The organism is Thalassospira profundimaris (assembly GCF_003326755.1).
Taxonomy (GTDB): domain Bacteria; phylum Pseudomonadota; class Alphaproteobacteria; order Rhodospirillales; family Thalassospiraceae; genus Thalassospira; species Thalassospira profundimaris_B.
In genome coordinates, this window is the sequence record NZ_JPWH01000001.1 from 630,477 (window position 1) to 656,508 (window position 26,032).

A 26,032-nucleotide genomic window follows, 5' to 3' on the forward strand; every position below is an offset into this window, starting at 1 on the left:
AATGGCTTATGAAATTGATCGTCCGTCCTATGCCGCCATGTTTGGCCCGACCGTGGGCGACAAGGTGCGCCTTGCCGATACCGACCTGATCATCGAGGTGGAAAAGGATTTCACCACCTATGGCGAGGAAGTGAAATTTGGTGGTGGCAAGGTCATTCGCGATGGCATGGGGCAATCCCAGGCATCGCGCGCCGAGGGCGCGGTTGATACCGTGATCACCAATGCCCTGATCCTGGATTACTGGGGCATTGTAAAGGCCGATATTGGCCTGCGTGATGGCCGCATTGCCGCCATTGGCAAGGCCGGCAACCCCGATATTCAGCCCGATGTGGATATTATTATCGGTCCGGGGACCGAGGTGATTGCCGGGGAAGGCAATATCGTTACCGCAGGCGGCATTGATGCGCATATTCACTGGATCTGCCCGCAGCAGGCCGACGAGGCGCTTTATTCCGGTGTCACCACCATGCTGGGCGGGGGCACCGGCCCGGCGGCGGGTACCAACGCCACCACCTGCACCCCCGGCCCCTGGCATATTGCCCGGATGTTGCAGGCGGCCGATGGCCTGCCGGTGAATGTGGGGTATTTTGGCAAGGGCAATGCCACGCTGCCCGCTTCGCTGATCGAACAGGTCAAGGCCGGTGCCTGTGGCCTGAAACTGCATGAAGATTGGGGTACAACCCCCGCCACGATTGATAGTTGCCTGTCGGTTGCCGATGACCTGGATGTTCAGGTGATGATCCATACCGATACGCTCAATGAAAGTGGCTTTGTCGAACATAGTCGGGCGGCTTTCAAGGGCCGCACCATCCATACCTTCCACACCGAAGGGGCCGGTGGCGGCCATGCGCCCGACATCATCAAGCTGTGCGGTGAAGCCAATGTGCTGCCCAGCTCCACCAATCCGACCCGGCCCTTTACGGTCAATACCATCGACGAGCATTTGGATATGCTGATGGTATGCCACCATCTGGACCCGAAAATTCCCGAAGATGTGGCCTTTGCCGAAAGCCGTATTCGCCGCGAAACCATTGCCGCCGAAGACATTTTGCATGACCTTGGCGCGTTCTCGATCATTTCGTCGGACAGCCAGGCGATGGGCCGGGTGGGCGAGGTGATTTGCCGCACCTGGCAAACGGCTGATAAAATGAAAAAACAGCGCGGCAACCTGCCCGAAGACGGGCCGGGCAATGATAATTTCCGTGCCAAACGCTATGTTGCCAAATACACCATCAATCCGGCAATTGCGCAGGGCATTTCGCGCCATGTCGGCTCGATCGAGGTGGGTAAAATCGCCGATCTGGTGGTGTGGAAGCCGATGTTCTTTGGCGTCAAACCCGACATGATTTTAAAGGGCGGTATGATTATGGGGGCAGCGATGGGCGACCCCAATGCGTCGATCCCGACCCCGCAGCCGGTGCATTATCGCCCGATGTTTGGTGCCTATGGCCGGGCATTAACGCAATCATGCTTTACCTTTGCCTCCCAGGCCGGGATTGATGCCGGGATTGCCGCCGAATTTGGCCTGCAACGGCACTTGCTGGCGGTGTCAAACACCCGCAATATTGGCAAAAAGGACATGAAGCTCAATGATGTCCTGCCAAAAATTGATGTGGACCCGGAAACCTATCAGGTCCATGCCGATGGCGTGCATCTCACCTGCCAACCGGCAACCGAAGTGCCGATGGCACAGCGTTATTTCCTGTTTTAAGGATCGGTCATCATGCGGCGCGCGATTGAACATATCCCCTTTGGGCAAACATCTGCCGCCGAACTGCGCGGGACGGTGACACTGGCCTTTGCCGACCGTCACCGTCGCCGGTTTCGCCTGATGGATGATGCGGGCGTGCCCTTTTTGCTTGATCTGCCCCATGCGGTGCGCTTGGGTGATGGCGATTTTCTGCGTCTGGCAGAGGGCGGGGTGATTGTGGTGCGTGCCGCCGCCGAACCGGTGATGACCATTACCTGTGCCGGGCCGGTGGCAACGGCCCGCATGGCCTGGCATATCGGCAACCGCCATACGCCGATGCAGGTTTTAAAAGATGGCCGTTTGCGCATTGTCCATGACCATGTTTTGCGCGAAATGATCATTGGCCTGGGCGGTGTGGTGGATGCCGAAATCGCGCCCTTTGACCCGGAACGCGGCGCGTATCACGGCCTGGGTGGCAATGCCCATGAACACGGCCATCATCACGGCCATGACCACGATTTTTTCGCCCATGCCGACGGGGAAGATCATGCGCAGGGTCATTCTCGCGCACACGCTTCTTCCCATTCTCATGCCCATCCGCAGGGTCCCGCAAGCGGGGGCCAGCATGAGCATTAAGAAAATGCCAGCGGCAGGCCAGCTTGACCCGGCCAGGTTGATGCGCCTGATGACATGGCTGGGACCATCATTTCCCGTCGGGGCTTATACCTATTCGCATGGTGTGGAATATGCGATCGAGGATGGCCGGGTTCACACCCGCGACAGTGTGATTGCCTGGATCGAAGGGGTGCTGGCCTTTGGCGCGGGGCGGATTGACGGGGTGCTGTTTTGCCAGGCCTATGCGGCGGCAAGGGATGGCGATCAGGATGCGCTGATCGAGATTGGCATTGATGCCGATTGCCGCCGGGGCACGGCTGAAATGGCGCTGGAGGCAACGGCACAGGGGCGGGCCTTTGTCTCCACCGTCAGCCAGGTGTGGGATGATCCGTTGCTCGACGGTTGGGCGGCTTCCTTGCGCGGGTTGGACCGTTTGCCCTCCTATCCGGTGGCGGTTGCCATTGCGGCGGCGGGCGTTGATGTTGATTTGCGCAGTGCGCTCACGGCGTTTTTCCATGCGATGGCGGCCAATCTGGTTTCCAGTGCCGTGCGGCTGGTGCCGCTGGGGCAGACGGATGGCATCCGGGCGGTGGCCGCCCTTGAAAAGACGGTCGAAATGGCGGTTGAACGCGCGATTGCGACCGAGCCGGAAGATATCGGGGCCTGTGCGCCTTTGGTGGACTGGACCTCGATGAAACACGAAACCCAATATACAAGGTTGTTCCGATCATGACGTCACCGCTTCGTATTGGCATTGGCGGGCCGGTTGGCTCTGGCAAAACGGCATTGCTGGAACGTTTGTGCAAGGCGATGCGCGATGAATTTAACATCGCCGCGATTACCAACGACATTTACACCCGTGAAGATGCGGAATTCATGACCCGCTCGGGCGCACTTGCGCCGGACCGCATTGCCGGGGTGGAAACCGGCGGCTGCCCGCATACCGCCATTCGCGAGGATGCCTCGATCAACCTTGCCGCGGTCGAGGATATGTCGGCCAAACATCCGGGGCTGGAGGCGATTTTTATTGAATCGGGCGGGGATAATCTCTCTGCCACCTTTTCGCCGGAGCTCGCCGACATCACGATTTACGTGATTGATGTCTCGGCAGGCGATAAAATTCCGCGCAAGGGCGGGCCGGGCATTACCCGGTCAGACCTTTTGATCATCAATAAAACCGATCTCGCCCCGCTGGTCGGCGCGGATCTGGCGGTTATGGACCGGGATGCACGCAAAATGCGCGGCGACCGGCCGTTTGTTTTCACCAATCTCAAGGCGATGGAAGGCCTTGAGGATGTGAAGAATTTTATCATCGAATCAGGGGGGCTCCGTCAATCTGCTGCGTGACATAGAACAAGCAGAAGATCGCAGATGATGGGAGTTCAGCAAACACCCGGCCCGAAATGGTCGGGTGTTTGTCTATCTGTGCGTCGGGCGTGAGTCGGGCCATTTTTCCTGCCATCGGGCGGATTTCCGCCCGGTCGGGCGAAAATCCGCCCGATTTGGGCGCGTGCACTTTGCCAAAAAACCGGGAATAAATTTTAGTTTCAATTGATTAGGCGAATTTTCAAAAAATCGCAAATTCTGAAATTTTCCGGCAGACTCTGCTCACCCCCTGATCCTAGCCTCAAACGGTCCGGTTGATCTGCCGGTCGTTTGAAGCTGTCAGGAGAAGGATGTGTTAGGCCCGACAGAAATTGTGGCGTTGCGCGGCAATGGTTCGATCCTGCTGATCGGTCGCCGCCTCAGCTTCGGCCAGCTGAACCGCTTTGACGCCAAAACCTGCGGCAGCATCGAAGATCCGCAAACTATTGCGGATCGGGTCCGCTGTTATAGCGCCTATCCCGGTAATGGCCTCAAGCTGCGTCATTTCTGGATGGCAGCCGCTGGCGGCAGCATGGTGCCGCGCAATGATCTGGATATGGCACGTGATGTTGGCCGCATTGTCGCCCAGGGCACCTGGATGGTGCTTGAAATTGCTGATGAAAGAAATTTGGGGCCAGCCGTCCCTGAAAAAATGAAGCCGCCAATGGCCCCGGCTTTTTCGATCCTCAAGGGCCGCAATGTGGCAACGATGTCGATGGACGAGAAATTCCAACTGACATTCGACAAAGTACCGAATTATTTGGGGGAGGGTTTTGCCGAAACCTTCCGAGAACTGGTCTCGCCTGCAGCACTTGCTACGGCCGCTGTGACCATTGCAGTACTGGCATTTGCAAGTGGTGGTACGATTGTTGCGATTATACTGGGCATTGGTTACGCGATGGTCGGTTGGGCAATTTTCAATGCCATAGGCGACCTCATTGAGGCTATGAAACTCGTTGCAAATGCAAAAGACGAACAAACCCTTGATCGCGCTGCCTTTCTTTTCGCCCGCGTAGCTGCCGAAATTACCGTTGGTTTGTTGTTGGCGCTACTTACGCGTGTTGCCGGGCGTGCGGGAGTGGGAGGAAAAAACGCTCGTCAGGTGGCTGAAGAAACACCAAAGTCTCTGCGAGCACCAGTTCAGGCATCAAGGCAGGCCGTTGAAGCGCCACTGAAGGTCTCTCCAAACAGGAGCTTCGAGAAAATTGAAAAAAGTGAAGTCGTTGAGTCAAAATTTCGTCCGAATGAGGTGGAATCTGAATCTGTTGCTGATAAGACAAATAGAGCGAATTTGGGTGCCAATAACGTCAATGCAGGTGTTGCTCTGAGACAGAAGCTGTCTGCTTTGCAAGGAGCTCAAACTAAAGCTGCCAGAGTTCGGCAGTTGCCCGATGGAAGAATTAGATATTATGAAGCAGAAAGAGCTGCTCGAAATCCAGGGGCAACTCGGGGAGCCTCATACGTGACAGAGTATAATCCGAAAAATGGGAACGTTCGTTCATGGAATGAAGCTTATGATCAAGCTGGAAATGTAAATCGTGTGAGACCAAAGATGATTAATGGGCAGAATGTCAAATCTCTGCATTATCCTCCGACCGCTAAAGAATTGGGTTTGAAATGAAATTGGAAAAAAAAGAATTTGGACGAATGTTGGAAGAGGTTTTGGGACGCACAAGCGACGTATCTTTTCTATCTAATTGGGCCTACGAGATTTTTCTTGATCGGCAGCACAATATGGACGCTGAAGTACGGGAACTGCTGCTAGATCTTAATCATATGGATGATGGACCCGAATTCGAATTTACGACGGGAGAACTATCGGAAATAGCCCGAAAGTTGCAGGGATAGCGTCCTGTTGTTTTGTTTTCGAGAGTTATTGCAGAAATTACGATTAGTTTATTGGTTGTGTTGCTGATACATACAGGTCGACGTGTTGGTGCGGGCGGAAAAGGACGCTCTGGAAAGACGGATGAAACAGATGAGCCCTTAGGGCAACGTGATAAAACATTGTCCTCGCAATTGGATGGCCTTGGCCGAAGTCCAAATAATGATAGTTATCCAAGTACAGGCGTAAAGAGCGGCGCAAATGAAACAGGTAGGAAAATTGAACGAACGCCGCTCACAGAAACAGAAGTAGAGCGTGAAATAGATAGCATTTCCACAAGAACTACAAGGAATACCACCCGTTTGGGCGGAAATCCGGGAGAACCGGTCTGAAAATTACTTATGGAAATGGAACTGAATTTGATATGACGCGAACTCGGGTTAAAGAAACGGAAATAAATCCATATAAGCCGGCTCGAACTCGACCAAAGCGCTTTGAAGGTGCTCTGGATAAAAATGGTGTTAAAAGATCTCCAAAAAAGAAGAGTTGGAATGGTATAATGGCATTGATTGGTGATTACGATGATAGACTCCAAGACTGGCGAGAGAATCATGGTTTTTATTGACGAATTGTCGGGCCCCTATATCCGAGTTTCAGTGTGGAACGATGCTGATGCTTTGGAGGATCTTCTTTCTGATAAATACGATGTTTTGTACGAAATGAAGTCACCGCAGGATCTGAAGGAAGATGGCGGAAAAGAATATTATTTTGGAAGCGTGGCAGATCCCGAAAAATTGCAAGAAATTCTAGATGAAATAGAAATATAATTCTCCAAAAACTAGAAGGATGATGGCTTAATCTTGGTTTTGTAATAATAGCCTCTTTTGAGGAAAGATGAATGCCAGGGGTGAAAAGGCTGGGGGCTATAGAAAATTTTTCCAGGTTAATGTCTTATTTTTGGGTGGGGATCTGCTGAATTGTGAGCGAAAGAGAATGAATCCTTCCTTCTTGTTTTCTTTTTTTAAAAATACAGATGACTTTTTCTGGAGGGGGTGACGTGGAAAATTCATATTTAAAGAATACTTCTTTCTTGGAGGAAAATCAGTCTTTCTTAAAGGTCGATGTGTGCGCGATTGCTGACTGGGATGGTTTTTACAAAATTATCCAATTTTTAAAAAAAGAATATAACGTTGAAGTTTTGGAAAAAATAGATGGACCAGACGCGCGTCGTTGGTTGTTGCGTTTTGAGGGCTGTGACTTTGAGGTGCAACACGACGATCCTTACGGGAATTTGATCGTTGCGACGGACAGGAAAAGTCAGGAACTGGTTCGGCAGATCGGGTTGGATTTGGAACGTAGATTATCTGGTGCTTAAGTTGACTCAAGTATGTGTTTGACAGATTGGGTTGCGGTTTTTTGTTATTTGAATTTTTCAGGTTAAATGATCTGCGTTGACGTTTAACATGTATCCTGTTGAAGCGTTTTTTAATCGGCTGAAGCATGAACAATTCATGGTGGCACTTGGTAATTTTTCAAAGGGTCTGGGATATAATCCAGAGGATATGACGTGCTTTTTCCCCGTTAATACTGTCGAGTATGAGGGTGGGGTTGAGCAGGATTACAAGTATATCGAGTTCTGGGAATATTCCAGCAACGAAGAGGTTCGCCTTGGCTTTGACGCGTTTATGGAGGTTTTGACCAGGGCGGCGGAGAAGGAAATGAATGAGAATCCAGATGCCCGGGAAAAAATTCAGAGCCTTGTTCTTCAAACCAGGCAATATCTTGAGGGTGTGTGATGTTTGATTTCAAAAAGGCGGGCTCCTTTTGAAATCATTGCTTGAAATCATCGCGCGATTTTCCTGTTTGGTTTGCCGGGCCTGTCATCGGTGCGATGCGTCATTTTCCTTGGAAAGCCCGCGAATTGTCGCTATCCCTTGCGGATGGAATGGATGACCCGGACGCGAGGGATCAGGATGAAGACCAGGGACATTGTTTATATCGCCCTTTTTGCGGCACTGATGGCTGTATTGGGGCTTTTTCCGCCCTTCACCCTGCCGGTCACAGGCGTGCCGATTACCGCGCAATCGCTGGCACCAATGTTGGCCGGGGCGATTTTGGGCGCGCGGCGTGGTGCACTTTCCGTTGTGCTGTTTCTGGTGCTGGTCGCGCTTGGTTTACCGCTTTTGGCGGGCGGGCGTGGCGGCTTTGGCGTGTTTCTGGGCCCGACGGGCGGTTTTATGCTGGGCTGGACAGTATCGGCCTTTGTTATCGGCTATCTGATCGAAAAATTCTGGGACCGTCTGAATGTGGTGAATACGGCAGCCATCATCGGTTTTGGCGGTATTGTCGTGCTTTATGCGCTGGGCAATGCCTGGGTCGCTGTTGCGGTTGATATTTCCTATTGGAAAGCGACCGTCGGGTCTGCGCCGTTTCTGATTGGCGATGCCCTGAAGGTTTTTGTGGCAACGGGGGCAGCCCTTGTGGTGCGCCGGGCCTATCCGCTGGTTTCGTCAGCCTGATTTGCATGCTTTGATTGGCCCGCCTGTGCCATCGCTGCGGGCGGCTTTTTATCGGGCGGAATATGAGAGGCCAATGATCGACTTGCAGCACGTCGCTCTGTGCCTTGGGGAGCAATCCAGAGGATATGTGACGTGTTTTTCCGTCTGATATTGTCGATGATGAGGGCGATAATGTTCAGGACGATAACGATATCGCGTTCCGGGAATATTCCGGCACCAAAGAGGCCCGGCTTGGATTGAGGGAATTTATGGAGATTTTGACCTGGGTGGCAGAGACGGAAATAAATGCAAATCCTGAAGCCTGATGCCTGGGGGAAAATTCAGAACCTTGTTCTTAAAACCAAAAAATACCTTCTTCACATATCATTTTTGATTTCAGAATAGGGTTTTCTCGTGAATCATTGCGCGATTTTCCGGTTTGGTTTGCCGGACCGGTAAGTGTTGCGATGCCTCATTTTCCTTGGAAAGCCCGCAATTTGTCGCTATCCCTTGCGAATGGAATGGATGACCGGGAGGCGAGAGATCAGGATGAACACCAGGGACATTGTTTATATCGCCCTTTTTGCATCACTGATGGCAATTTTGGGGCTGTTTCCACCTTTTACCATGCCCTTTACGGGGGCGCCGATAACCGTCCAGTCGGCGGGGGCGATGCTTGCCGGGGCGCTTTTGGGCGCGCGGTGCGGGGCCTTGTCGGTGGTGCTGTTTCTCGTTCTGGTCGCGCTGGGTTTGCCGCTTCTGGCCGGTGGTCAGGGCGGTTTTGGCGTGTTTTTGGGGCCAACGGGCGGCTTTTTGCTGGGCTGGGCTGTATCGGCCTTTGTCATTGGCTATTTGATTGACAAATTCCAGGACTACCTGAATGGCCTGAGTGTCGTTGCCATCATCGCCTTTGGCGGCATTGTGGTACTCTATGGGCTGGGCAATGCCTGGGTCGCGGTGGCGGTTGATATTTCCTATTGGCAGGCCACGGTGGCCTCCGTGCCGTTCATGATTGGCGATGCCCTGAAGGTATTTGCCGTCACGGGTCTTACACTTGCCGTACGCCGGACTTATCCGGAGGGGCTGCGCGCCTGATTTTGTGCTTTGACCAAGCTGCCTATCAAATGACAACAGGTGGGTTTTGCGCGGCGGAATTATTGAGAAACCATGATCGAATTGCAAAATGTTGCCCTGCGTTACGGGAAGCAAAGCGTGCTGGAAGATATTTCCCTGTCGCTGGGGGAACGGCGGATTGGCATTGTCGGGGCCAATGGATCTGGCAAAAGCACGCTGGCGCGATTGCTCAACGGGCTTTTGCTGCCCAGTGAAGGCACCGTGCGGGTGGACGGCATGGATACGGCAAAAGACGGGCGCAAGGTGCGCGCCAAGGTGGGGTTTGTGTTTCAAAACCCCGACAACCAGATCGTCTTTCCCGTGGTCGAGGAAGACCTCGCCTTTGGCCTGAAACCCCTGAAACTGCCCAAGGATGACGTCAGCCGCCGGATTGATGCCATGCTGGCACGTTACGACCTTGGCGCTTATCGCACCCATCCCAGCCATCAGCTCAGTGGCGGGCAAAAGCAGCTATTGGCAATTTGCGGTGTGCTGATCATGGAACCCGCCTGCATCGTGTTTGACGAGCCCACGACATTGCTGGATTTGCGCAATCGTAATCGGGTGGCGCAGGCGATTGCCGAACTGGACCAGCAGGTGATTACGGTGTCGCATGATCTGGATCTTTTGGCCGATTATGACCGCATTCTGGTGATTGATCAGGGGCGGGTGGTGTGTGATGACGTGCCGCAAAAGGCGCTGCCTTTTTATGTGGATCTGATGTCATGAACCTTGCCAGCGGCCTGTATCAGGATCGCGCCTCGCCGCTCCATCGCTTGCCTGCCGGGCTTAAGGTGCTCGCCCTTGTGGCGCTGGGCACGGCAGTGTTTGTGATTCCAGACTGGCAAATTCTGCTGGCAATATTGGCCGCCGTCATGGTTCTTTACGGCGTGGCGCGGTTTTCACCGCAAATTTTATGGGCGCAAATCCGGCCCTTATTGTGGTTGCTTGTCGTGTTCTTCGCCGTGCAGCTTTGGCTGAATGACTGGCAGGCCGGCCTTGTGGTGGTAACGCGCCTTGCCATCGTTGTGCTGTTTGCCGCCCTTGTCACGCTGACAACACGGGTTTCGGTAATGCTCGAAGCCCTGGAACGCGCCATGCAGCCCTTGCGCTTTATGGGTGTTAATCCGGAAAAGATCGGCCTTGCCTTTTCGCTGGTGCTGCGTTTTATTCCCGTTATTGCCACCGTTTCCCATGATGTGCGCGAGGCGCAAAACGCGCGCGGGCTGAATCGCAATATGCTGGCCCTGACCGTGCCACTGATCATCCGAACCCTTAAAATGGCCGATGACGTCGCCGATGCGATTGAGGCGCGGAGTTATGATTCGGAGTGAGTATCTATGGGGTCTTTTGCGGGTAAATCGCAAAGCATGTTCATTTTTCTGATAAATGCTATGCGAGTTTTGTTGTTTTTTTTGTCTTTATCGATAAGTGTCATTCTATAGTCACTCAGGAATTGATAAAAGTCCTGTTCTAACCTGTCTCTAAATACAATTTTTGCGTCGCAATCGATTGATTTATTCTTGTATCTGTCAAGATGTTTGCGTGAAAGTAATATCCGCCAGTTTCCTTTCGTGCGTGCTTCATGTAAAAGGCCGCAGCGAACATACTTATAAAAATTTTTTGCTGAATTTTTTTGGGAAGTGTAGGATTTAAAAGGTTCATTTTTTTCTAGAAATCTTATGAACATTTCTTTAGATTTTGAATATACTGTTTGGCTTTCTTTTTCTCCGTATATAAATTGTTTTCCCTCTTGTGTCGCGCGCAAGAATTCAATTAACGAGCAATAAAGAGCAACGATTGAGAAGCCTTCTCCATTGTCGTGTTCAAGCGCCGAAATTGCTCGAATTGGTTTGAAGTACCTTGTTTCCAATCTCTGCATGAAATATTGGTCGAACGCTTCTTTCCATGCGTCCTCATTGAACTCAGTTATCGGCAATAACTTCTCTCGGAGTTTTTTCCAGTCTGAAATTTTTTTTGTACCAGCTATTTTAGTATTATCTGCTGCGCATTTTTTGTCTTCAGACATCATCAATTTCCTCCAGTATTTTTAAGGCGTCTTTTCGAGGTTTCCTGTCAAGTTCAGGGTCCTCGATGTACCCGTTTTGCCTAATTCGTTCAATTTGTAGGGGCGGCAGATTGTTCCGTTCGGCACCTGCAAGGCATAGGCGCCAATACCAGTCATAGGGGCTGCATTCCGGGTCGCAAGATTCGGGTTCTGCGAGGTAGGTGATGACCTTGATTTTGGTGTTGTTCTGGTTATGGACGATGAAATGATCATCGCGTTTATAACCTTTGCCACGACCTTCAAACTTATCGAGTTTGCCGAGTTCACTCGGATCAAGTTCGTAAACAACGCCGTAAGTTCTCTCGCCGTTCTTAGCGGAAAGTGTTGCTTTGCCTGAGCCATCTTTGCTTTTTTTTGCAAAGGAAAATGCCCAGCCATAAGCGTAAGCCACCGTTTTGAAGGTGGCGGAAGGGCAGCGCTCGCGCAGTCTTTCCGCAAGCATGTTGGAACCATAGGCAAAGTATAAAACCACGACCTTTCCTTCTCTGTTTAAGAAGAAAAGGTCCATGGATTTTGGCGTCTTGTCAATTTATGTGGAAGGGTAGGGAATCGCGCTGGAAAGGGAGTTTCCAGCGCGAAAATGTTAATTCAGCCCCAAATGCTTCGCATGGAACCGGATATGGTCTTCGATGAAGCTGGCGATGAAATAATAGCTGTGATCATAGCCTTCCTGCAGGCGGAGCGTCAGCGGATAGCCGCTGTTTTTGGCGGCCTGTTCCAGTGTTTCGGGTTTAAGCTGGTCTTTGAGGAAGCCATCGGCATCGCCCTGGTCAACCAGGGCGGGGGTGAAGGCAGTGGGCTGGGCGGCGCTCATCAGCAGGGAGCTGTCATATTCGGCCCAGTCGGCCTGTTTGGGGCCCAGATAGTTTTCAAACGCCTTTTGCCCCCAGGGCACATTGACCGGGTTGCAAATGGGCGAAAACGCCGTGACGGAGCGGAATTTGCCGGGATTGCGCAGTGCCATCATCAGCGCACCATGCCCGCCCATCGAATGGCCGGAAATGACGGTGTTGTCATTGACCGGGAAATGTTCGGCAATCAGGGCCGGAAGCTCTGACAGGATATAATCATACATCCGGTAATTTTGCCGCCAGGGTTCCTGGGTGGCATTGACGTAAAAACCGGCCCCCTTGCCAAAATCATAGGCTTCGTTTTCATCATCGGGCACATGCTCGCCGCGCGGGCTGGTGTCCGGGGCGACAATGGCAATGCCCAGTTCGGCAGCAATGCGGTGCGCACCGGCCTTTTGCATGAAGTTTTCATCCGTGCAGGTCAGGCCGGAAAGCCAGTACATCACCGGCACCGTGGTACCATTGCCCGCCTGGGGCGGCAGATAAATGGCAAAGCGCATGTCACAGCCAAGGGTCGATGATTTGTGGCTGTATTGTTTATGCCAGCCGCCGAAACTTTTGGCGCTGGAAATGTTTTCGATGCTCATTTCATCCTCCAGATATGCGTTCGGGCCGGAAAAAGGTTCCCGGCCCGCTGTTTCGGCGACTTATTTGGCAGCCGGTGCATAATGGATGACGCTGCGAATGCTCTCGCCTTCGTGCATCAGATCAAAGGCATGGTTGATCTCTTCAAGCGGCATGGTGTGGGTGATGAAGTCCGACAATTTGAATTCACCCGCCAGATACCGTTCCACATAGGTCGGCAGTTCGGAACGGCCCTTGACCCCGCCAAAGGCGGTGCCGCGCCAGACGCGCCCGGTGACAAGCTGGAACGGACGGGTGGAAATTTCCTGCCCGGCCCCGGCCACACCGATAATCACGGATTCACCCCAGCCCTTGTGGCAGCATTCAAGCGCAGAGCGCATGACATTGACATTGCCGATACATTCAAAGCTGTAATCAACGCCGCCATCGGTCATATCAACAATGACCTGCTGGATCGGCTTGTCGAAGTTTTTCGGGTTGATGCAGTCGGTTGCCCCCAACTGCTTTGCCAGATCAAACTTCTTTTCGTTAATGTCGATGGCAAGAATGCGTTCCGCCCCGGCCATCTGGCAGCCGATAATCGCCGACAGACCAATACCGCCCAGGCCAAAGATGGCAACGGTATCGCCTTTTTTCACTTTGGCCGCGTTGGTTGCTGCGCCCATGCCGGTGGTCACACCACAACCAAGCAGGCAGACTTCCTCCAGCGGGGCGGCTTTATTGACCTTGGCGACCGAAATTTCCGGCAGAACGGTATATTCGGAAAAGGTCGAGCAGCCCATATAATGGAAAATCGGTTTGCCGTTTTGCGAAAAGCGTGTCGTGCCATCGGGCATCAGGCCCTTGCCCTGGGTTTCGCGAATTTTGCTGCACAGGTTGGTTTTGCCCGATTTGCAGAATTTGCATTCGCCGCATTCCGGCGTGTAAAGCGGAATAACATGGTCGCCCACGGCAACACTGGTCACACCTTCGCCAATCGATTCCACAATGCCACCGCCTTCATGGCCCAGAATGGCGGGGAAGATGCCTTCGGGGTCGTCACCCGACAGGGTGAAGGCATCGGTGTGGCAAACGCCGGTGGCGGTCAGTTTGATGCGCACTTCACCGGCCTTGGGCGGCGCAACCTGAACCTCCTCGATCGAGAGCGGCTTGCCCGCTTCCCAGGCAATGGCGGCTTTGCAGGTGATGGTTTGTGCAGTCATGGTAAATCCTTTTCAGATCAGCGAAAACGCATGAAGGGATGTAAAGATATGAAGCAAAGTTTATTTGTTTCTGGAAAAATGTTAATCCCGTAATTATGCAAATGACTTTTACAGTGTGGTAATAATGAGCGCGTGGGACGGCATTAGTGAATGTATTGCGGTGGCGGACTGCCAGAGCTTTACCGGGGCGGCAGCACAGCTGGGTGTTTCCATCGCCCATGTCAGCCGCCAGATCACCGCCCTTGAAACCCGGCTGGGCAGCAAACTGTTTTACCGCACCACCCGCAAAGTCACATTAACCGAAGCCGGGCAGATTTATTACCAGCATTGCCGCCAGTTGCGCGATGGCCTGGAGGATGCCGAACGCGCGATCAGCAGTTTGCAGGATACCCCGCGCGGCAAGTTAAAACTGACCGCGCCCACCACCTACGGCGAAAGCGTGATTGCCCCGCTGATCAACGATTTTGTCGCCCGCTACCCGGACCTGGAGGTGCAATGCCGGTTCACCAACCAGAAGCTGGATTTGATTCTGGAGGGCTATGACCTTGCCGTCCGGTTGGGGCGGCTGGAGGGAACCTCAAACGCGATCATGAGCCAGCGGCTGTCCTCGCGCCGGTTATATGTGTGCGTGGCACCGTCCTATTTGCAAAAACGCGGCGAGCCCCACAGCCTGTCGGAACTTGCCCGGCATAACTGCCTGCCCGGCACGCTGGATTACTGGCGGTTCGAGGAGGAAGGGCGCGAACGCACCATTCGCATCCACGGGAATATCACCGCCAATAGCGGCCAGGCTCTGCTCGATGCGGCACGTAAAGGGCTGGGTATTGTGCAATTGCCCGATTTTTACGTTGATCCCCATATCGCCAGTGGCGAACTGGTCCCCATCCTCACCCGTTATCAACCTTCTGACGAAGGCATTTGGGCACTTTACCCCGCCAACCGGCATTTATCGTCAAAGGTGCGCATGCTGGTGGAGCATTTGGCGCGGTATTTGGGATGACGATAGCCGCTTTCAGGCCGGTTTGATGTCGGGGTCGGGATGGCCCGACCAGGTGAAAACCCATTGATCGCCCTGGCGGATATTTTGCACAATAGACGGACGCAGGGCGACGAGACAGTGCCCGCCTTTATGGCGGACGGAGGGGTAAAGAAGGCCATTGCCGCCGGATGCCAGAATATCGCCCGCCAGTGCCTGCCCGGCGGGATAGGCGCGTTCCGGCGCGGGATCAAGGGGCAGGGGGATGGCTGTTGCCGTGCTATGGGGTGTTAAATCATGGAATGGGGCCTTAAACCCGGCAATCAGTTCGCGATAGGCGGTGGTATTGTCAAAAATGCCGGTATTTTCAAGCTCGCGGGTTAAATGCCAGGCGACTTCGGCCTTTGCGGTTTGGCTGGCATTATCGCCAAAGGCGGCATACCAGGCCCCGCGATGTGGGCCGTTAAACCGGTTGCCGGTGGCGCGGGTATAACAAAAGGCTGCGTTGACATAGCTCCAGCCATAACCATTGGCCGGGCTTTGCAGTTCTGCCGGGTCCAGGCCACCCGGGATCGGCAGGGGTGGTTGCAGGCGGGCCGATGTCAGGCCTTCAATTTCGGCAAGAAGGTCAAGGTCTGCGTAGTCATCCGCAAGGGGGCTTAGGGCGGGTTCATTGATATAGGCGGTCGGGATCAGGCGGATTGTGCTTTCGGCGACAAAATCCCGGATTTTCAGATCGCAGGCATGAATCAAACCCCACCCCGCAGCGCATCAATATGCTGGCGCACCCGCATCATGGCGGGAATGCCGCCCTCCAGCATGATCTGAATGGGGGTTTTGTTGTCAAAACCCGGTCCCTTATTGGGGGTTTTGGGCCAGCCATAGGTCAGCGGGCCGTTAAACAGCAATCGTAAACCTTTAAACAGGCCAATCAGCAGGCTGGCGCGGGTGACTTTGTCCTGGTCCAGCTTGCCGTGAAAGCTGCCGGCCTTCATGCGGCTCCAGGTCGCGGTGGGGACGTCAAACAGGGCGGCGGCCTCGGCATTGGTCAGGCCCCAGGCATCGGCGGTGCGCACCACGGCCTTGATCAAAACGGCAATTTTGGCGCGCTCCGTGATTGGGCGGACAATGCCGGTTTTGTCTTCGGGGGCTTCCGGGGCAATGGGATAAAGCATCTTTCCCTCCATTGGATGGAATATACCTTATCATATGATAAGCAAAATGCAATCTGTTTGGGGGCAGTGAGGCGGGTGGCTTAGAGCGGGGACTTTTATTAGGGGCAGCGGCTGAGAATATCCTCAAGGGCAAGATCCAGAAGCGGGGTATCGGCCAGGCTGTTGGCAAGGCGGTCGCGGACCTCTTGTGCGGCGGGGCCGATCTGGCGGCGCAGGGTTTCAAGTTCGTTTAGAACAAGTTGGGGGCCAAGGCCGGTTTCTTTGGCAAATTGGGTCCAGTGATCCTTTGTCAGGGCAGCGGGATTGCGTTCGCCACCAATGGCCATTGCCAGCTTGATGCGTTGTTGCTTGTAAAACCCGGCAAAGGCTTTGGCATTATTAATGTCATAAAGCGGGGCGAGGCGCAGGGTGCCGTTGCGCCACAGCAGGCTGTAATTTTTGGCATGGGCATCGGGATTGCCGATAAGATACTGGAAAATGGCGCGGCGCAGAAGTTCGCGCCGGTCATGCGCCGGGTCGTGGCTGTAGCGCAGCATGGCAAACAGGCTCTGCCAGCCCGGCCCGCCGTCGCGTTCGTATTTTTGATCCGGGAAATGCCCGGTCGCCTGGCAGAAATCCTCCTGATGCAGGCGGGTGAGATAGCGCGTGCCGGCTTTTTCATGCAGGGCACGGTCATACCGGGCCAGCAACATAAAGGTTTGCTCTTCGGCCTGGAGGATGTGCGAGCGCGGTGTGGCAAGGCCAAGGGCGCGGGCAACCTCAAGGCAGAAATGCTCTACCCGGATGGAGCCGGGCAGGCCACGAATGTCGGGCTTGAGGATGTGCGAACTGGGGGTGCGGCCCAGCGGCAGGGCGATGTCGCCGCCCACCCGGATCACCACGGCCTTGTCATGCACGCCGGCCAGCGAAATGCGGATTTCGCCTTCATCATCGGCAAAAAGCGGGCGGGTTGGCAGCTCGCGAATGTGTTGGGCCAGTTCGGCCTCGCTCAGGATCCGGTATTTCGGGTGATAGGGGTCGTAATCATCGGGGTCGGCGTCGGATGCGATCAGGGAAACCGCACCGGGGCAATCCCTGCCCAGGGCAAACAGCATTGCAAATTCGTCATTGGCATTAATGGCATGGCGATTGCCCAGAATTTGCGCCAGGCGGCGACGGGTTTGTTTGTTGTCCGGCAGCAATCCGGCAAAAAACGGCCCGCATTGCTGGTCATCAAACCAGAAAGTGTCGTTGTAATGATCGGGGACGGGCAGCGACAGGGACAGGGGATGGCAATGAATATCCCCTGCATGATGGCGGGCAATAAAATCGGCATTATAACGAAATTGAAGCCGTCCGTCGTTTCCGGCGGCAAGTTCGCCCATCACTTTATCATATAAACAGACAAAGGCCACCCGTGCCATGTTACAGCCCCTCGTCAATATCCAGCAGATCGGAGGTTGTTTTATCGTTCTGTTCAGGGCGATCGATTTCGCCGGGCATATCAAGATGGATCGGCGCACCCAGTAAAACCAGCAGATTGATCACCATATCCACCGGCGGCTGGGTGGCCCCGGTTTCAAGCGAGGACAGCCATTTGCGGCTATGGCCGATAAGTTGTGCCGCCTCGGTCTGGGTGAGTCCGCGTTGCTTGCGCAGGGTGCGAACCGCATTTTGCAGGTCGGCCGGTTTTCGGATGATCATGATGACACCGATCGGTTCTATGGTTTTGAATTCAACTATATGTAACCAATCGGTGTCATTCAAGGGTTTTGATGATTATGACACCAAACGGTATCATTTTTAGGCTTTATTGTGCTGTCCAGCCGCCATCAACCGACAGGGTGGTGCCGGTCATCTGGTCGGCACCCGGCGAACAGAGGAAGACGGCGGTTTGGCCGATTTGCTCGGGCGTGACATAGGTTTTCGACGGGTGTTTTTCCGATACCAACTCTGTTGCCGCTTCCTCGACCGAGACATCGTTTTTCTCGGCCAGGGCCTTGATCTGTTTTTCTACCAGTTCGGTACGCACCCAGCCAGGGCAGATCGCATTGGCGGTAATGCCGGTTTCGGCGGTTTCAAGGGCGACAACCTTGGTCAGGCCGACAATGCCGTGTTTGGCGGCCACATAGGCGGCCTTTTGCGGCGATGCCACCAGGCCATGCGCCGAGGCGGTATTGATGATGCGGCCCCAGTTTTGCTTTTTCATATGCGGCACGGCCAGGCGGGTGGTGTGATAGGCCGAGGACAGGTTGATCGCGATAATCGCATTCCATTTTTCAACCGGGAAATCCTCCACCAGGGCGGTGTACTGGATGCCGGCATTGTTGACCAGAATATCCACACCGCCAAAATCACGGGCGGCCATCTTCATCATGTCTTCGATTTCATCGGGCTTGGACAGGTCCGCGCCGCTATACAGCGCTTTGACGCCAAAATCGCTTTCGATGCCCTGGCGGATTTTTTCGATTTCATCCGCATCGCCAAAACCATTGAGCATGATATTGGCCCCCTGCCCGGCAAGGGCCTTGGCCATCGCAAGGCCAATCCCGCTGGTTGAGCCGGTCACAAGTGCATGTTTGCCTTTTAGCATGGTCAGTCTCCATTATCCGATGAGGGGGCGTTGGGTGGGCTTATGGGTATGAGGTAATCCGATCATGCCGCAGCGCAATCACCCAGGCAAGGAATCACGTTGGGGTTTTGCAGGAAGGGGTGATATTTCACCTGCTTGCGTGCTGTGCGCTGCAAAATGGCGGTGGGCGGGCCTGCCCGGTGCAGGGGTCGCGCGCCGGTTATCCGCCAATGCCATATTTGCGCAATTTGTTGGCAATGGCGGTATGGGACAGGCCCAGGCGCGCGGCCAGTTTACGCGAACTGGGATAATCGGGATAAAGCTGTTCCAGCAGGGTTTTTTCCAGCATATCCATCGCATCGCCGTGATTTTCACACAGCAATGCCTGTGCGACCACATCATGATGAGGCATGTCGGATGCCGGGTAGGCGGCGGAGGATGCGCTGATGGGCGGGTCTTCCGGGGTTGGCGTGCTGTCGCCGGAAAGGGCCGGGCTGGTCGCCGATTGCAGGTCGGATGCGGCCAGAATGTCGCCATCAAGCAGGGCAACGGCCCGAAACAGGGTGTTTTCCAGTTCGCGCACATTGCCTTTCCAGTCCCGGGTGCGCAGCCATTGCAGGGCATCACGCGCGATATGCGGGGTGGTGCGTTCGGTCTGGCGGGCGGTGCGGGTGACAAAATAATGCGCCAGCGCGTCTATATCCTCGCGCCGGTCGCGCAGGGGCGGCAGGGTGATGCTGAGCACATTCAGGCGGAAATAAAGATCCTCGCGGAAGCTGCCATTTTGCGACATGTCCTCAAGATTGCGATTGGTCGCACTGATAATGCGCACATCGGCCGCTATTTCATCGGTCCCGCCGACCCGGCGAAAGCGGCCATCCTGTAAAACCCGCAGCAATTTGGCCTGCAGATAGGGCGATAATTCGCCAATTTCATCCAAAAACAGGCTGCCGCCATCGGCCAGTTCCAAAAGCCCCGGCTTGCCGCCGCGCCGTGCAGAGGTAAAGGCCCCGGCGGCATAGCCAAACAGTTCGCTTTCGGCCAGTCCCTCGGGCAGGGCAGCGCAATTGAGGGCCAAAAAGGGTTGATCATGGCGTTTACTGGCGCGGTGGCAGGCGCGGGCAAACAGTTCCTTCCCCGTCCCGGTTTCGCCAAGAATAAGCAGCGGCGCATCGACAATTGCCAAACGCTGTGCCTGATTTTTTACCCGCAGCATTGCCCGGCTGGTGCCGATAATATCGTCAAAGCCGCTATGGCTGAGTTCATTCAGCGCGGTCAAAACACGTCCCAGGCGGGCGGCACGATGGAAAATCAAAACCCCACCCCAGGGGGCGTCATCCTCGCCGGGGTCAGCATCATGCACCGGGCTGCCATCATCGACCCGGCCAATCGGTTCGACCTGCAACAGGTAGGTTTGCCCGCCCAGGGTGACTTCGCGTTCGCCTTGCGAAAAACCGGCCTGGCGCAATGTTTCAATATCCGGGTCCGATAAAATGCTGGCAAGCGGCTGGTCGCGCAGCGACTGGTTTGGTGTGCCGGCAATGGATTGCGCAGCAGGGTTGACCTGGGCAATCAGGCCATTGGCATGCACGGCAATCACCGGGTCGCCCAGGGCGGCCAGGGTGGCGTGAAGCTGGGCGCGGCGGCGTTCGGTTGGCAGATGGTCAATCGGTTTGGCATTGTAAAAGCCCGGCACGTGCCTTAACCCCGTGACCAGTTCGTCAAACCGGGCCGGGGACAGGGCGGGAATATCGGCATAGATATGATGCGGTGTGACTTCAAAGGCGCGAATATCCAGCCCCCGCGATGTCAGGTTATCCACCACATCGCGGGTAATGCCCAGGCGGTTTTCGGCGGTGATTTCAAAACGCATCGTATCAAAATCTTTACAGTGGAAAGTATTATATACACTTATAAAGCACTGATTCCCTGATATTCAAGGGGTTCTGTCGGTTTTCAGGATTGGAGTGTAAACTTTACTTTACGATCATAAAATGATCAAAATATCTAATGACTTGAATTTAAAGCAAAAAGCATAACTGGCATGGCGATTGCGACGGGCCGGGTAGAACAGTTTTAAAAACGGGAGTGCCCACATGTCTGCGTCGAACAATCACAGTCATCGCAATGCCAAGGCCGGTTTTGCCACCCGCGCCATTCATCATGGTTATAACCCGGCCAGCCATAATGGCGCATTGAACCAGCCGGTTTACATGAGCTCCACCTTCGCCTTTGACAGTGCAGAGCAGGGCGGCCGCCGGTTTGCCGGGGATGAAGGCGGTTATATTTATTCGCGCATTGGCAACCCGACGCTCAGTCTGCTTGAAGACCGCCTGGCAACCCTGGAAGGCGGCGAGGCCGCGATTGCCACCGCCTCGGGCATGGGGGCGATTACCTCGGTTTTCTGGACGCTGATTTCCCCGGGCGACGAAGTAATTGTCGATCGCACCCTTTATGGCTGCACATTCGCCTATTTCCGCCACGGGCTGGAACGGTTTGGCGTCAAACATACCCATGTTGATTTGTCGGACCCGAAAAATCTGGAAGCCGCAATTTCGGACAAAACCAAGGTGGTTTATTTTGAAACCCCGGCCAACCCGAATATGCGCCTGGTCGATATTGCCGCGATTTCCGACATTGCCCATAAATACGGGGCCAGGGTGGTGGTCGATAACACCTATTGCACGCCCTATTTGCAGCGCCCGCTGGAAATGGGGGCGGATATTGTCGTGCATTCGGCGACCAAATATCTGGGGGGTCATGGCGATTTGACCGCCGGGGCGATTGTCGGGTCGGCAGAGGATTTAACCGATATTCGCCTGGTGGGGTTAAAGGACATGACGGGGGCGGTGCTGTCGCCGCAGGATGCCAATTTGATCTTGCGCGGGTTGAAAACCCTGGAATTGCGCATGGAGCGCCATTGCGACAATGCCGAAAAAATTGCCGATTTTCTGGAGGCCCACCCGCAGGTGGACAGGGTTTATTATCCCGGCCTTGAAAGTTTTGCCCAGCATGACCTTGCCAAAAAACAGATGGCGCGGTTTGGCGGCATGATCGCCTTTGAACTGAAAGGCGGGATCGAGGCCGGGCGTAAAATGATGAACAGCCTGCAAATGATTGCCCGTGCCGTCAGCCTGGGCGATGCCGAAACCCTGATCCAGCATCCGGCCTCCATGACGCATTCGACCTATAGTGCCGAAGAACGCGCCGACTATCAGATCACCGATGGGTTGATCCGCATTTCGGCGGGGCTGGAAAGCATTGATGACATTTTGGCCGATCTGGAAAATGCGCTCGATGGTGGCACGATGAAAATGGCAGCCGAATAAACGGGTTATATCACCCCTTCCCCGCGCAAGGCTTGTGTCGCGCGGGGAAGGGCGTTGCCGCGTGATGGCGGCGACCTGACGTTACGGACTTGTGGGCCGAATCGCCCATTTTGCCGTCAGGGGGACAAAAACGGGTTTTTCGTCATGCGAGGATTTTAAAAAATCTTGCGCGAAATGATCGAAGATTTTTCAAAACTGTCGCTGGTTCTGCGAATTTTGGCAAAATCGCTTGCCTGAAGGGGCCGGTTTTTAAAAATGCGCATTCAGGTACCAAAATAACAGCGGACCACGATCATCAGGGCAGGTCCGCCTTCAAGAAACGGGAGACTGACATTGGCAGCACATGGCGATAACACAATGACCGGCGAAATTATTGAAGCCACGGCAGGCAGCAGGGTTTCGGCCAAAGAGCTTGAAATGCTGGGGGCGGTGGAGAAAAAGGTGCGCTGGCTGTCAAGCTGGACCATTCACCATGCCAACCATATCCGGCCCAAGCGCGATGGCATCAAGGTGGGTGGGCATCAGGCCAGTTGTGCCTCGCTTTCCACGCTGATGACAGCACTTTATTTCAATGTGTTGCGCCCGCAGGACCGGGTGGCGGTAAAGCCCCATGCGTCGCCGGTATTTCATGCCATTAACTATATGTTTGGTCGCCAGTCGCGTGAAAAGCTGGAAAATTTCCGGGCCTTTGGCGGGGCGCAATCCTATCCGTCGCGTACCAAGGACGGCGATGCTGTTGATTTTTCAACCGGCTCTGTTGGTCTTGGTGCGGCTGTTACCAATTTCGCCGCCCTGACCCAGGATTATTTGCGCTATAAAAACATGCTGCCCAAGGGCGAAAAGCCGGGCCGCATGGTTGCCTTGGTCGGCGATGCCGAACTTGACGAAGGCAATATTTACGAAGCCCTGCTCGATACCTGGAAACATGACATTCGCAATGTCTGGTGGGTGATCGACTATAACCGCCAAAGCCTGGATGGCATGATTGATGCGCATTTGTTTCGCGTCATCGGCCGTTTCTTCCGTGCGGTTGGCTGGAATGTGATCACCATCAAATATGGCCGCAAACTGCACGAAGCCTTTGCCCGCCCCGGCGGAAAATCGCTTAAAAAATGGCTCAATGAATCACCCAATGATGTCTATTCCGCGCTGACCTTTCAGGGCGGGGCGGCCTGGCGCAAGCAGATTTTGGCCGACATGCCGGGCGACAATGCCCTTGCCAGCCTGCTGGCCGATTATGACGATGATGAATTGCATGACCTGATGACCAATCTGGGCGGGCATTGCATGGAGGCGATTTTGAACGCCTTTGAAAATGTCCCCAATGACAAACCGACCGTGTTTATTGCCTATACCGTCAAGGGCTATGGCCTGCCGCTTCAGGGCCACAAGGACAACCATGCCGGGCTGATGAATGTGGCGCAGATGGAAGGCTTCCGCAAAGCCAACAATATTGCCGAAGGCGATGAATGGGACATTACCGCCGGGCTGGACTGTGATGCACAGGATGTGCGGACCTTTATTGATGCCGCCCCCTTTAACAACCGCCAGCCGCGCCAGAAATTTGCCGAAATCATCACCGTGCCGGAAATGCCCTATCAGCGGGCCGATACCAGCAGCACCCAGGAAGTGTTTGGCAAAATCCTCAATGAACTGGCGAAATCCAAAAACAGCGATTTTTCCGACCGCATTGTCACCACATCGCCCGATGTGACGGTATCGACCAATCTGGGCGGTTTTGTGAACCAGCGTGGCCTGTTTGCCCGGGAAAATCTGGCCGATGAATTCCGCGATCGCAAGGTGCCCTCGGCACAAAAATGGATCAGAACCCCCAAGGGCCAGCATGTGGAACTGGGCATTGCCGAAAACAACCTGTTCCTTAATCTGGCAGCCCTTGGCCTGTCGCACAGCCTGTTTGGCCAGCGCCTGTTTCCGATTGGCACGCTGTATGATCCGTTCATTGCCCGGGGCCTTGATGCGCTCAATTATGCCTGTTATCAGGATGCGCGTTTTATGGTGGTTGCAACACCCAGCGGCATTACCCTGGCACCCGAAGGCGGGGCGCATCAATCCATCGGCACACCGATGATCGGCATGGGCCAGCCGGGGCTGACCAGCTTTGAACCCAGCTTTGGCGATGAACTGGCTGTCGTGATGGGATGGTCGTTTAACCATATGCAGGACCAGGATGGTGGCTCGGTTTATTTGCGCCTGTCGACCAAGCCGATGGAGCAGCCGGAACGGGAGCTTGATGAAGCCACCCGGTCGGCCATTGTGCGCGGGGGGTACTGGCTGCGCGAACCGGGCGAAAATTGCAAAATGGTGCTGGCCTATTGTGGGGCGATGGCACCGGAAGCCATTGCCGCCTGGGAACAGCTTAAAAACGATCACCCCGGCATGGGCCTTCTGGCCGTGACCTCGACGGACCGTCTTTATAATGAATGGCAGGATCTGGAACGTGCCCGGCTGGAAGGCAGGGCCGGGGGCGAAACGGCCCATATCGAAGACCTGCTCAAGCCGCTGGCACCGGATGCCCGCATGGTGACGGTGATTGACGGCCACCCGGCAGCCCTTGCGTGGCTGGGCGCGGTGCGCGGCCATGCGGTGGCCCCTTTGGGAATAAATGCGTTTGGTCAATGCGGCGACAGCATTGATCTGTATAAACACTACCAGATCGACACCGCAGCCATCCTGCGCGCGGCCAAGCGGTGGGACTGATCCCCCGGTCAACCGGGACGACGAAAGGGAGGGCTTCGGTCCTCCCTTTTTCGTAGCTGTCGGGTTGAGGGATACGAATTTGGTAAAGCGTGTGCCCTCAAATTGACGAGTCGGCTGAAATTGAAGCTACCCTCTAAAATCGAACCTGCTACAATCAAATGGGCATCGCTCACAACGCGAAACATGTTGTAGCTACCCTCTAAAATCGAACCTGCTACAATCCGTCTCACCAATGCACCATCAAAGAAGCGGTTGTAGCTACCCTCTAAAATCGAACCTGCTACAATCACCATGCAGACAACCAACCAGATGATGGCGTTGTAGCTACCCTCTAAAATCGAACCTGCTACAATCGGTTGGTGCTACTACGTGGCTCAAGAATCGTTGTAGCTACCCTCTAAAATCGAACCTGCTACAATCGGTTGGTGCTACTACGTGGCTCAAGAATCGTTGTAGCTACCCTCTAAAATCGAACCTGCTACAATCACCATGCAGACAACCAACCAGATGATGGCGTTGTAGCTACCCTCTAAAATCGAACCTGCTACAATCAAATGGGCATCGCTCACAACGCGAAACATGTTGTAGCTACCCTCTAAAATCGAACCTGCTACAATCAAATGGGCATCGCTCACAACGCGAAACATGTTGTAGCTACCCTCTAAAATCGAACCTGCTACAATCAAATGGGCATCGCTCACAACGCGAAACATGTTGTAGCTACCCTCTAAAATCGAACCTGCTACAATCAAATGGGCATCGCTCACAACGCGAAACATGTTGTAGCTACCCTCTAAAATCGAACCTGCTACAATCAAATGGGCATCGCTCACAACGCGAAACATGTTGTAGCTACCCTCTAAAATCGAACCTGCTACAATCAAATGGGCATCGCTCACAACGCGAAACATGTTGTAGCTACCCTCTAAAATCGAACCTGCTACAATCCGTCTCACCAATGCACCATCAAAGAAGCGGTTGTAGCTACCCTCTAAAATCGAACCTGCTACAATCGGAACCCTGAATCCCGCAGCATAATCAATGTGTTGCGGGATTTTTTCTGTTCAGAAAATGAAATTTTCACGCTGATTTTGCCTGAATTTTTGCAAAAAAGTGAGATTTTTGAGGGCGGATTCGGCGGTTTGGACAGGCTATTTGACCGCGATTGCAAACGAAAAAAGGGAGGCCGGAGCCTCCCTTATCTTTCAGCAGATAGCTTTGTTGCAGCTACCTTCTAAAATCGAACCTTCTACAATATAAGATACGAACTGTAGTTTGTCTATCTTTTGTTACATAGGGTTAGAGATGATTCTATGGGTTTGAGGATATTTGAACCACAGGAAATTTTTACCGGGCTATAGAACTTGAATTTTTTGTTTGACTGATTGGCTTGAGAGGGGTAGGTATGGAGTATAGAACTAAACGTCCGATGTAACTTTTCACTACTTGGACCATAAACGTTCTATGTTGT

General features: G+C 54.1%; 26 protein-coding genes and 1 CRISPR repeat array. Of the genes, 16 read left to right on the plus strand and 10 right to left on the minus strand.

Going from position 1 to position 26,032, the window contains the following annotated elements; all coding sequences use genetic code 11:
* Window position 1 precedes the first annotated feature (1 nt).
* The 13 genes from ureC (at window position 2) to TH25_RS02910 (ending at window position 10,440) form a co-directional block, all read left to right on the plus strand.
* The gene (gene ureC / locus TH25_RS02850) at window positions 2–1,711 is read left to right on the plus strand and encodes an urease subunit alpha (protein WP_114086869.1); all 1,710 of its coding nucleotides are present in this window, start codon (window positions 2–4) and stop codon (window positions 1,709–1,711) included.
* A 12-nt stretch (window positions 1,712–1,723) separates the two neighbouring features.
* Window positions 1,724–2,326: an urease accessory protein UreE gene (locus TH25_RS02855; RefSeq protein WP_114086870.1), complete on the plus strand. Its 603-nt coding sequence runs from the start codon at window positions 1,724–1,726 to the stop codon at window positions 2,324–2,326.
* Window positions 2,316–3,038, plus strand: a complete 723-nt coding sequence (locus TH25_RS02860; RefSeq protein WP_258549005.1) for an urease accessory protein UreF — start codon at window positions 2,316–2,318, stop codon at window positions 3,036–3,038. Before TH25_RS02855 ends, TH25_RS02860 begins: the two co-directional genes overlap by 11 nt.
* Complete coding sequence (gene ureG / locus TH25_RS02865; RefSeq protein ID WP_114086871.1) at window positions 3,035–3,652, plus strand: urease accessory protein UreG; 618 nt, start codon at window positions 3,035–3,037, stop codon at window positions 3,650–3,652. The genes TH25_RS02860 and ureG overlap by 4 nt, the downstream gene beginning before the upstream one ends.
* A 331-nt stretch (window positions 3,653–3,983) precedes the next feature.
* A complete protein-coding gene (locus tag TH25_RS02870; RefSeq protein WP_114086872.1) occupies window positions 3,984–5,291 on the plus strand; it encodes a hypothetical protein in 1,308 nt (435 codons plus the stop codon).
* A gap of 239 nt (window positions 5,292–5,530) precedes the next feature.
* Window positions 5,531–5,887, plus strand: a complete 357-nt coding sequence (locus TH25_RS24705; RefSeq protein WP_147252977.1) for a hypothetical protein — start codon at window positions 5,531–5,533, stop codon at window positions 5,885–5,887.
* Between the two features lie 219 nt (window positions 5,888–6,106).
* Window positions 6,107–6,322 (plus strand): hypothetical protein, encoded by a 216-nt coding sequence (locus TH25_RS02880; protein ID WP_220151328.1) that lies wholly within the window; start codon window positions 6,107–6,109, stop codon window positions 6,320–6,322.
* Between the two features lie 230 nt (window positions 6,323–6,552).
* Window positions 6,553–6,870: a DUF3630 family protein gene (locus TH25_RS02885; protein ID WP_181847362.1), complete on the plus strand. Its 318-nt coding sequence runs from the start codon at window positions 6,553–6,555 to the stop codon at window positions 6,868–6,870.
* A gap of 88 nt (window positions 6,871–6,958) precedes the next feature.
* Window positions 6,959–7,291 (plus strand): hypothetical protein, encoded by a 333-nt coding sequence (locus tag TH25_RS02890; protein WP_114086875.1) that lies wholly within the window; start codon window positions 6,959–6,961, stop codon window positions 7,289–7,291.
* Between the two features lie 177 nt (window positions 7,292–7,468).
* The gene (locus TH25_RS02895) at window positions 7,469–8,014 is read left to right on the plus strand and encodes a biotin transporter BioY (protein ID WP_114086876.1); all 546 of its coding nucleotides are present in this window, start codon (window positions 7,469–7,471) and stop codon (window positions 8,012–8,014) included.
* A gap of 528 nt (window positions 8,015–8,542) precedes the next feature.
* Window positions 8,543–9,088 carry a biotin transporter BioY gene (locus TH25_RS02900; protein ID WP_114086877.1) on the plus strand — a complete coding sequence of 182 codons (546 nt, stop codon included), beginning with the start codon at window positions 8,543–8,545 and terminating at the stop codon, window positions 9,086–9,088.
* A 72-nt stretch (window positions 9,089–9,160) separates the two neighbouring features.
* The gene (locus tag TH25_RS02905) at window positions 9,161–9,835 is read left to right on the plus strand and encodes an energy-coupling factor ABC transporter ATP-binding protein (protein WP_114086878.1); all 675 of its coding nucleotides are present in this window, start codon (window positions 9,161–9,163) and stop codon (window positions 9,833–9,835) included.
* A complete protein-coding gene (locus TH25_RS02910; RefSeq protein WP_114086879.1) occupies window positions 9,832–10,440 on the plus strand; it encodes an energy-coupling factor transporter transmembrane component T family protein in 609 nt (202 codons plus the stop codon). Before TH25_RS02905 ends, TH25_RS02910 begins: the two co-directional genes overlap by 4 nt.
* On the opposite strand, the gene TH25_RS02915 is transcribed toward TH25_RS02910, so the two are convergent.
* The 4 genes from TH25_RS02915 to TH25_RS02930 form a co-directional block, all read right to left on the minus strand.
* Window positions 10,425–11,138, minus strand: a complete 714-nt coding sequence (locus TH25_RS02915; RefSeq protein ID WP_147252978.1) for a hypothetical protein — start codon at window positions 11,136–11,138, stop codon at window positions 10,425–10,427. The genes TH25_RS02910 and TH25_RS02915 overlap by 16 nt on opposite strands.
* On the minus strand, window positions 11,128–11,682 hold the full coding sequence (locus tag TH25_RS02920) for a gamma-glutamylcyclotransferase family protein (RefSeq protein ID WP_114086881.1): 555 nt from the start codon (window positions 11,680–11,682) through the stop codon (window positions 11,128–11,130). Before TH25_RS02920 ends, TH25_RS02915 begins: the two co-directional genes overlap by 11 nt.
* Window positions 11,683–11,757: 75 nt before the next feature.
* Window positions 11,758–12,612, minus strand: a complete 855-nt coding sequence (gene fghA / locus TH25_RS02925) for an S-formylglutathione hydrolase (RefSeq protein WP_114086882.1) — start codon at window positions 12,610–12,612, stop codon at window positions 11,758–11,760.
* 60 nt (window positions 12,613–12,672) lie between these two features.
* Window positions 12,673–13,797, minus strand: a complete 1,125-nt coding sequence (locus TH25_RS02930) for an S-(hydroxymethyl)glutathione dehydrogenase/class III alcohol dehydrogenase (protein WP_181847372.1) — start codon at window positions 13,795–13,797, stop codon at window positions 12,673–12,675.
* 139 nt (window positions 13,798–13,936) lie between these two features.
* Here TH25_RS02930 and TH25_RS02935 point away from each other — a divergent pair, with 139 nt between their 5' ends.
* Window positions 13,937–14,812 carry a LysR substrate-binding domain-containing protein gene (locus TH25_RS02935; protein ID WP_114086884.1) on the plus strand — a complete coding sequence of 292 codons (876 nt, stop codon included), beginning with the start codon at window positions 13,937–13,939 and terminating at the stop codon, window positions 14,810–14,812.
* Window positions 14,813–14,824: 12 nt separating this feature from the next.
* Here TH25_RS02935 and TH25_RS02940 read toward each other — a convergent pair whose 3' ends face one another.
* The 6 genes from TH25_RS02940 to TH25_RS02965 all read right to left on the minus strand — a co-directional run bounded on the left by TH25_RS02940 (window position 14,825) and on the right by TH25_RS02965 (window position 20,387).
* Window positions 14,825–15,541: an RES family NAD+ phosphorylase gene (locus TH25_RS02940; RefSeq protein ID WP_220151329.1), complete on the minus strand. Its 717-nt coding sequence runs from the start codon at window positions 15,539–15,541 to the stop codon at window positions 14,825–14,827.
* Window positions 15,538–15,963 carry an MbcA/ParS/Xre antitoxin family protein gene (locus tag TH25_RS02945; RefSeq protein ID WP_220151330.1) on the minus strand — a complete coding sequence of 142 codons (426 nt, stop codon included), beginning with the start codon at window positions 15,961–15,963 and terminating at the stop codon, window positions 15,538–15,540. Before TH25_RS02945 ends, TH25_RS02940 begins: the two co-directional genes overlap by 4 nt.
* Window positions 15,964–16,061: 98 nt before the next feature.
* Window positions 16,062–17,366, minus strand: a complete 1,305-nt coding sequence (locus tag TH25_RS02950) for a type II toxin-antitoxin system HipA family toxin (protein ID WP_114086886.1) — start codon at window positions 17,364–17,366, stop codon at window positions 16,062–16,064.
* A 1-nt stretch (window position 17,367) separates the two neighbouring features.
* The gene (locus TH25_RS02955) at window positions 17,368–17,646 is read right to left on the minus strand and encodes a helix-turn-helix transcriptional regulator (RefSeq protein ID WP_147252979.1); all 279 of its coding nucleotides are present in this window, start codon (window positions 17,644–17,646) and stop codon (window positions 17,368–17,370) included.
* 106 nt (window positions 17,647–17,752) lie between these two features.
* Window positions 17,753–18,535 carry a 3-hydroxybutyrate dehydrogenase gene (locus tag TH25_RS02960; RefSeq protein WP_114086888.1) on the minus strand — a complete coding sequence of 261 codons (783 nt, stop codon included), beginning with the start codon at window positions 18,533–18,535 and terminating at the stop codon, window positions 17,753–17,755.
* Between the two features lie 199 nt (window positions 18,536–18,734).
* Window positions 18,735–20,387 carry a sigma 54-interacting transcriptional regulator gene (locus TH25_RS02965; RefSeq protein WP_114086889.1) on the minus strand — a complete coding sequence of 551 codons (1,653 nt, stop codon included), beginning with the start codon at window positions 20,385–20,387 and terminating at the stop codon, window positions 18,735–18,737.
* A gap of 223 nt (window positions 20,388–20,610) precedes the next feature.
* On the opposite strand from TH25_RS02965, the gene TH25_RS02970 reads away from it, so the two are divergent.
* Window positions 20,611–21,843 (plus strand): methionine gamma-lyase, encoded by a 1,233-nt coding sequence (locus TH25_RS02970; RefSeq protein ID WP_114086890.1) that lies wholly within the window; start codon window positions 20,611–20,613, stop codon window positions 21,841–21,843.
* Between the two features lie 357 nt (window positions 21,844–22,200).
* Complete coding sequence (locus tag TH25_RS02975) at window positions 22,201–24,561, plus strand: transketolase (RefSeq protein ID WP_114086891.1); 2,361 nt, start codon at window positions 22,201–22,203, stop codon at window positions 24,559–24,561.
* Window positions 24,562–24,680: 119 nt separating this feature from the next.
* Window positions 24,681–25,575: a CRISPR direct-repeat array (repeat unit 37 nt; unit sequence GTTGTAGCTACCCTCTAAAATCGAACCTGCTACAATC).
* Window positions 25,576–26,032: the final 457 nt, after the last annotated feature.

Bases quoted from the DNA above. Each gene is read 5' to 3' on its own strand.
- TH25_RS02955 (WP_147252979.1), bottom strand. From the start codon at position 17,646: ATGATCATCCGAAAACCGGCCGACCTGCAAAATGCGGTTCGCACCCTG.
- ureC (WP_114086869.1), top strand. From the start codon at position 2: ATGGCTTATGAAATTGATCGTCCGTCCTATGCCGCCATGTTTGGCCCG.
- TH25_RS02860 (WP_258549005.1), top strand. From the start codon at position 2,316: ATGAGCATTAAGAAAATGCCAGCGGCAGGCCAGCTTGACCCGGCCAGG.
- fghA (WP_114086882.1), bottom strand. From the start codon at position 12,612: ATGAGCATCGAAAACATTTCCAGCGCCAAAAGTTTCGGCGGCTGGCAT.
- TH25_RS02900 (WP_114086877.1), top strand. From the start codon at position 8,543: ATGAACACCAGGGACATTGTTTATATCGCCCTTTTTGCATCACTGATG.
- TH25_RS02890 (WP_114086875.1), top strand. From the start codon at position 6,959: ATGTATCCTGTTGAAGCGTTTTTTAATCGGCTGAAGCATGAACAATTC.
- TH25_RS02970 (WP_114086890.1), top strand. From the start codon at position 20,611: ATGTCTGCGTCGAACAATCACAGTCATCGCAATGCCAAGGCCGGTTTT.
- ureG (WP_114086871.1), top strand. From the start codon at position 3,035: ATGACGTCACCGCTTCGTATTGGCATTGGCGGGCCGGTTGGCTCTGGC.
- TH25_RS02975 (WP_114086891.1), top strand. From the start codon at position 22,201: ATGACCGGCGAAATTATTGAAGCCACGGCAGGCAGCAGGGTTTCGGCC.
- TH25_RS02910 (WP_114086879.1), top strand. From the start codon at position 9,832: ATGAACCTTGCCAGCGGCCTGTATCAGGATCGCGCCTCGCCGCTCCAT.
- TH25_RS02920 (WP_114086881.1), bottom strand. From the start codon at position 11,682: ATGGACCTTTTCTTCTTAAACAGAGAAGGAAAGGTCGTGGTTTTATAC.
- TH25_RS02905 (WP_114086878.1), top strand. From the start codon at position 9,161: ATGATCGAATTGCAAAATGTTGCCCTGCGTTACGGGAAGCAAAGCGTG.
- TH25_RS02935 (WP_114086884.1), top strand. From the start codon at position 13,937: ATGAGCGCGTGGGACGGCATTAGTGAATGTATTGCGGTGGCGGACTGC.
- TH25_RS02945 (WP_220151330.1), bottom strand. From the start codon at position 15,963: ATGCTTTATCCCATTGCCCCGGAAGCCCCCGAAGACAAAACCGGCATT.
- TH25_RS02855 (WP_114086870.1), top strand. From the start codon at position 1,724: ATGCGGCGCGCGATTGAACATATCCCCTTTGGGCAAACATCTGCCGCC.
- TH25_RS02960 (WP_114086888.1), bottom strand. From the start codon at position 18,535: ATGCTAAAAGGCAAACATGCACTTGTGACCGGCTCAACCAGCGGGATT.
- TH25_RS02895 (WP_114086876.1), top strand. From the start codon at position 7,469: ATGAAGACCAGGGACATTGTTTATATCGCCCTTTTTGCGGCACTGATG.
- TH25_RS02880 (WP_220151328.1), top strand. From the start codon at position 6,107: ATGGTTTTTATTGACGAATTGTCGGGCCCCTATATCCGAGTTTCAGTG.
- TH25_RS02915 (WP_147252978.1), bottom strand. From the start codon at position 11,138: ATGATGTCTGAAGACAAAAAATGCGCAGCAGATAATACTAAAATAGCT.
- TH25_RS02965 (WP_114086889.1), bottom strand. From the start codon at position 20,387: ATGCGTTTTGAAATCACCGCCGAAAACCGCCTGGGCATTACCCGCGAT.
- TH25_RS02950 (WP_114086886.1), bottom strand. From the start codon at position 17,366: ATGGCACGGGTGGCCTTTGTCTGTTTATATGATAAAGTGATGGGCGAA.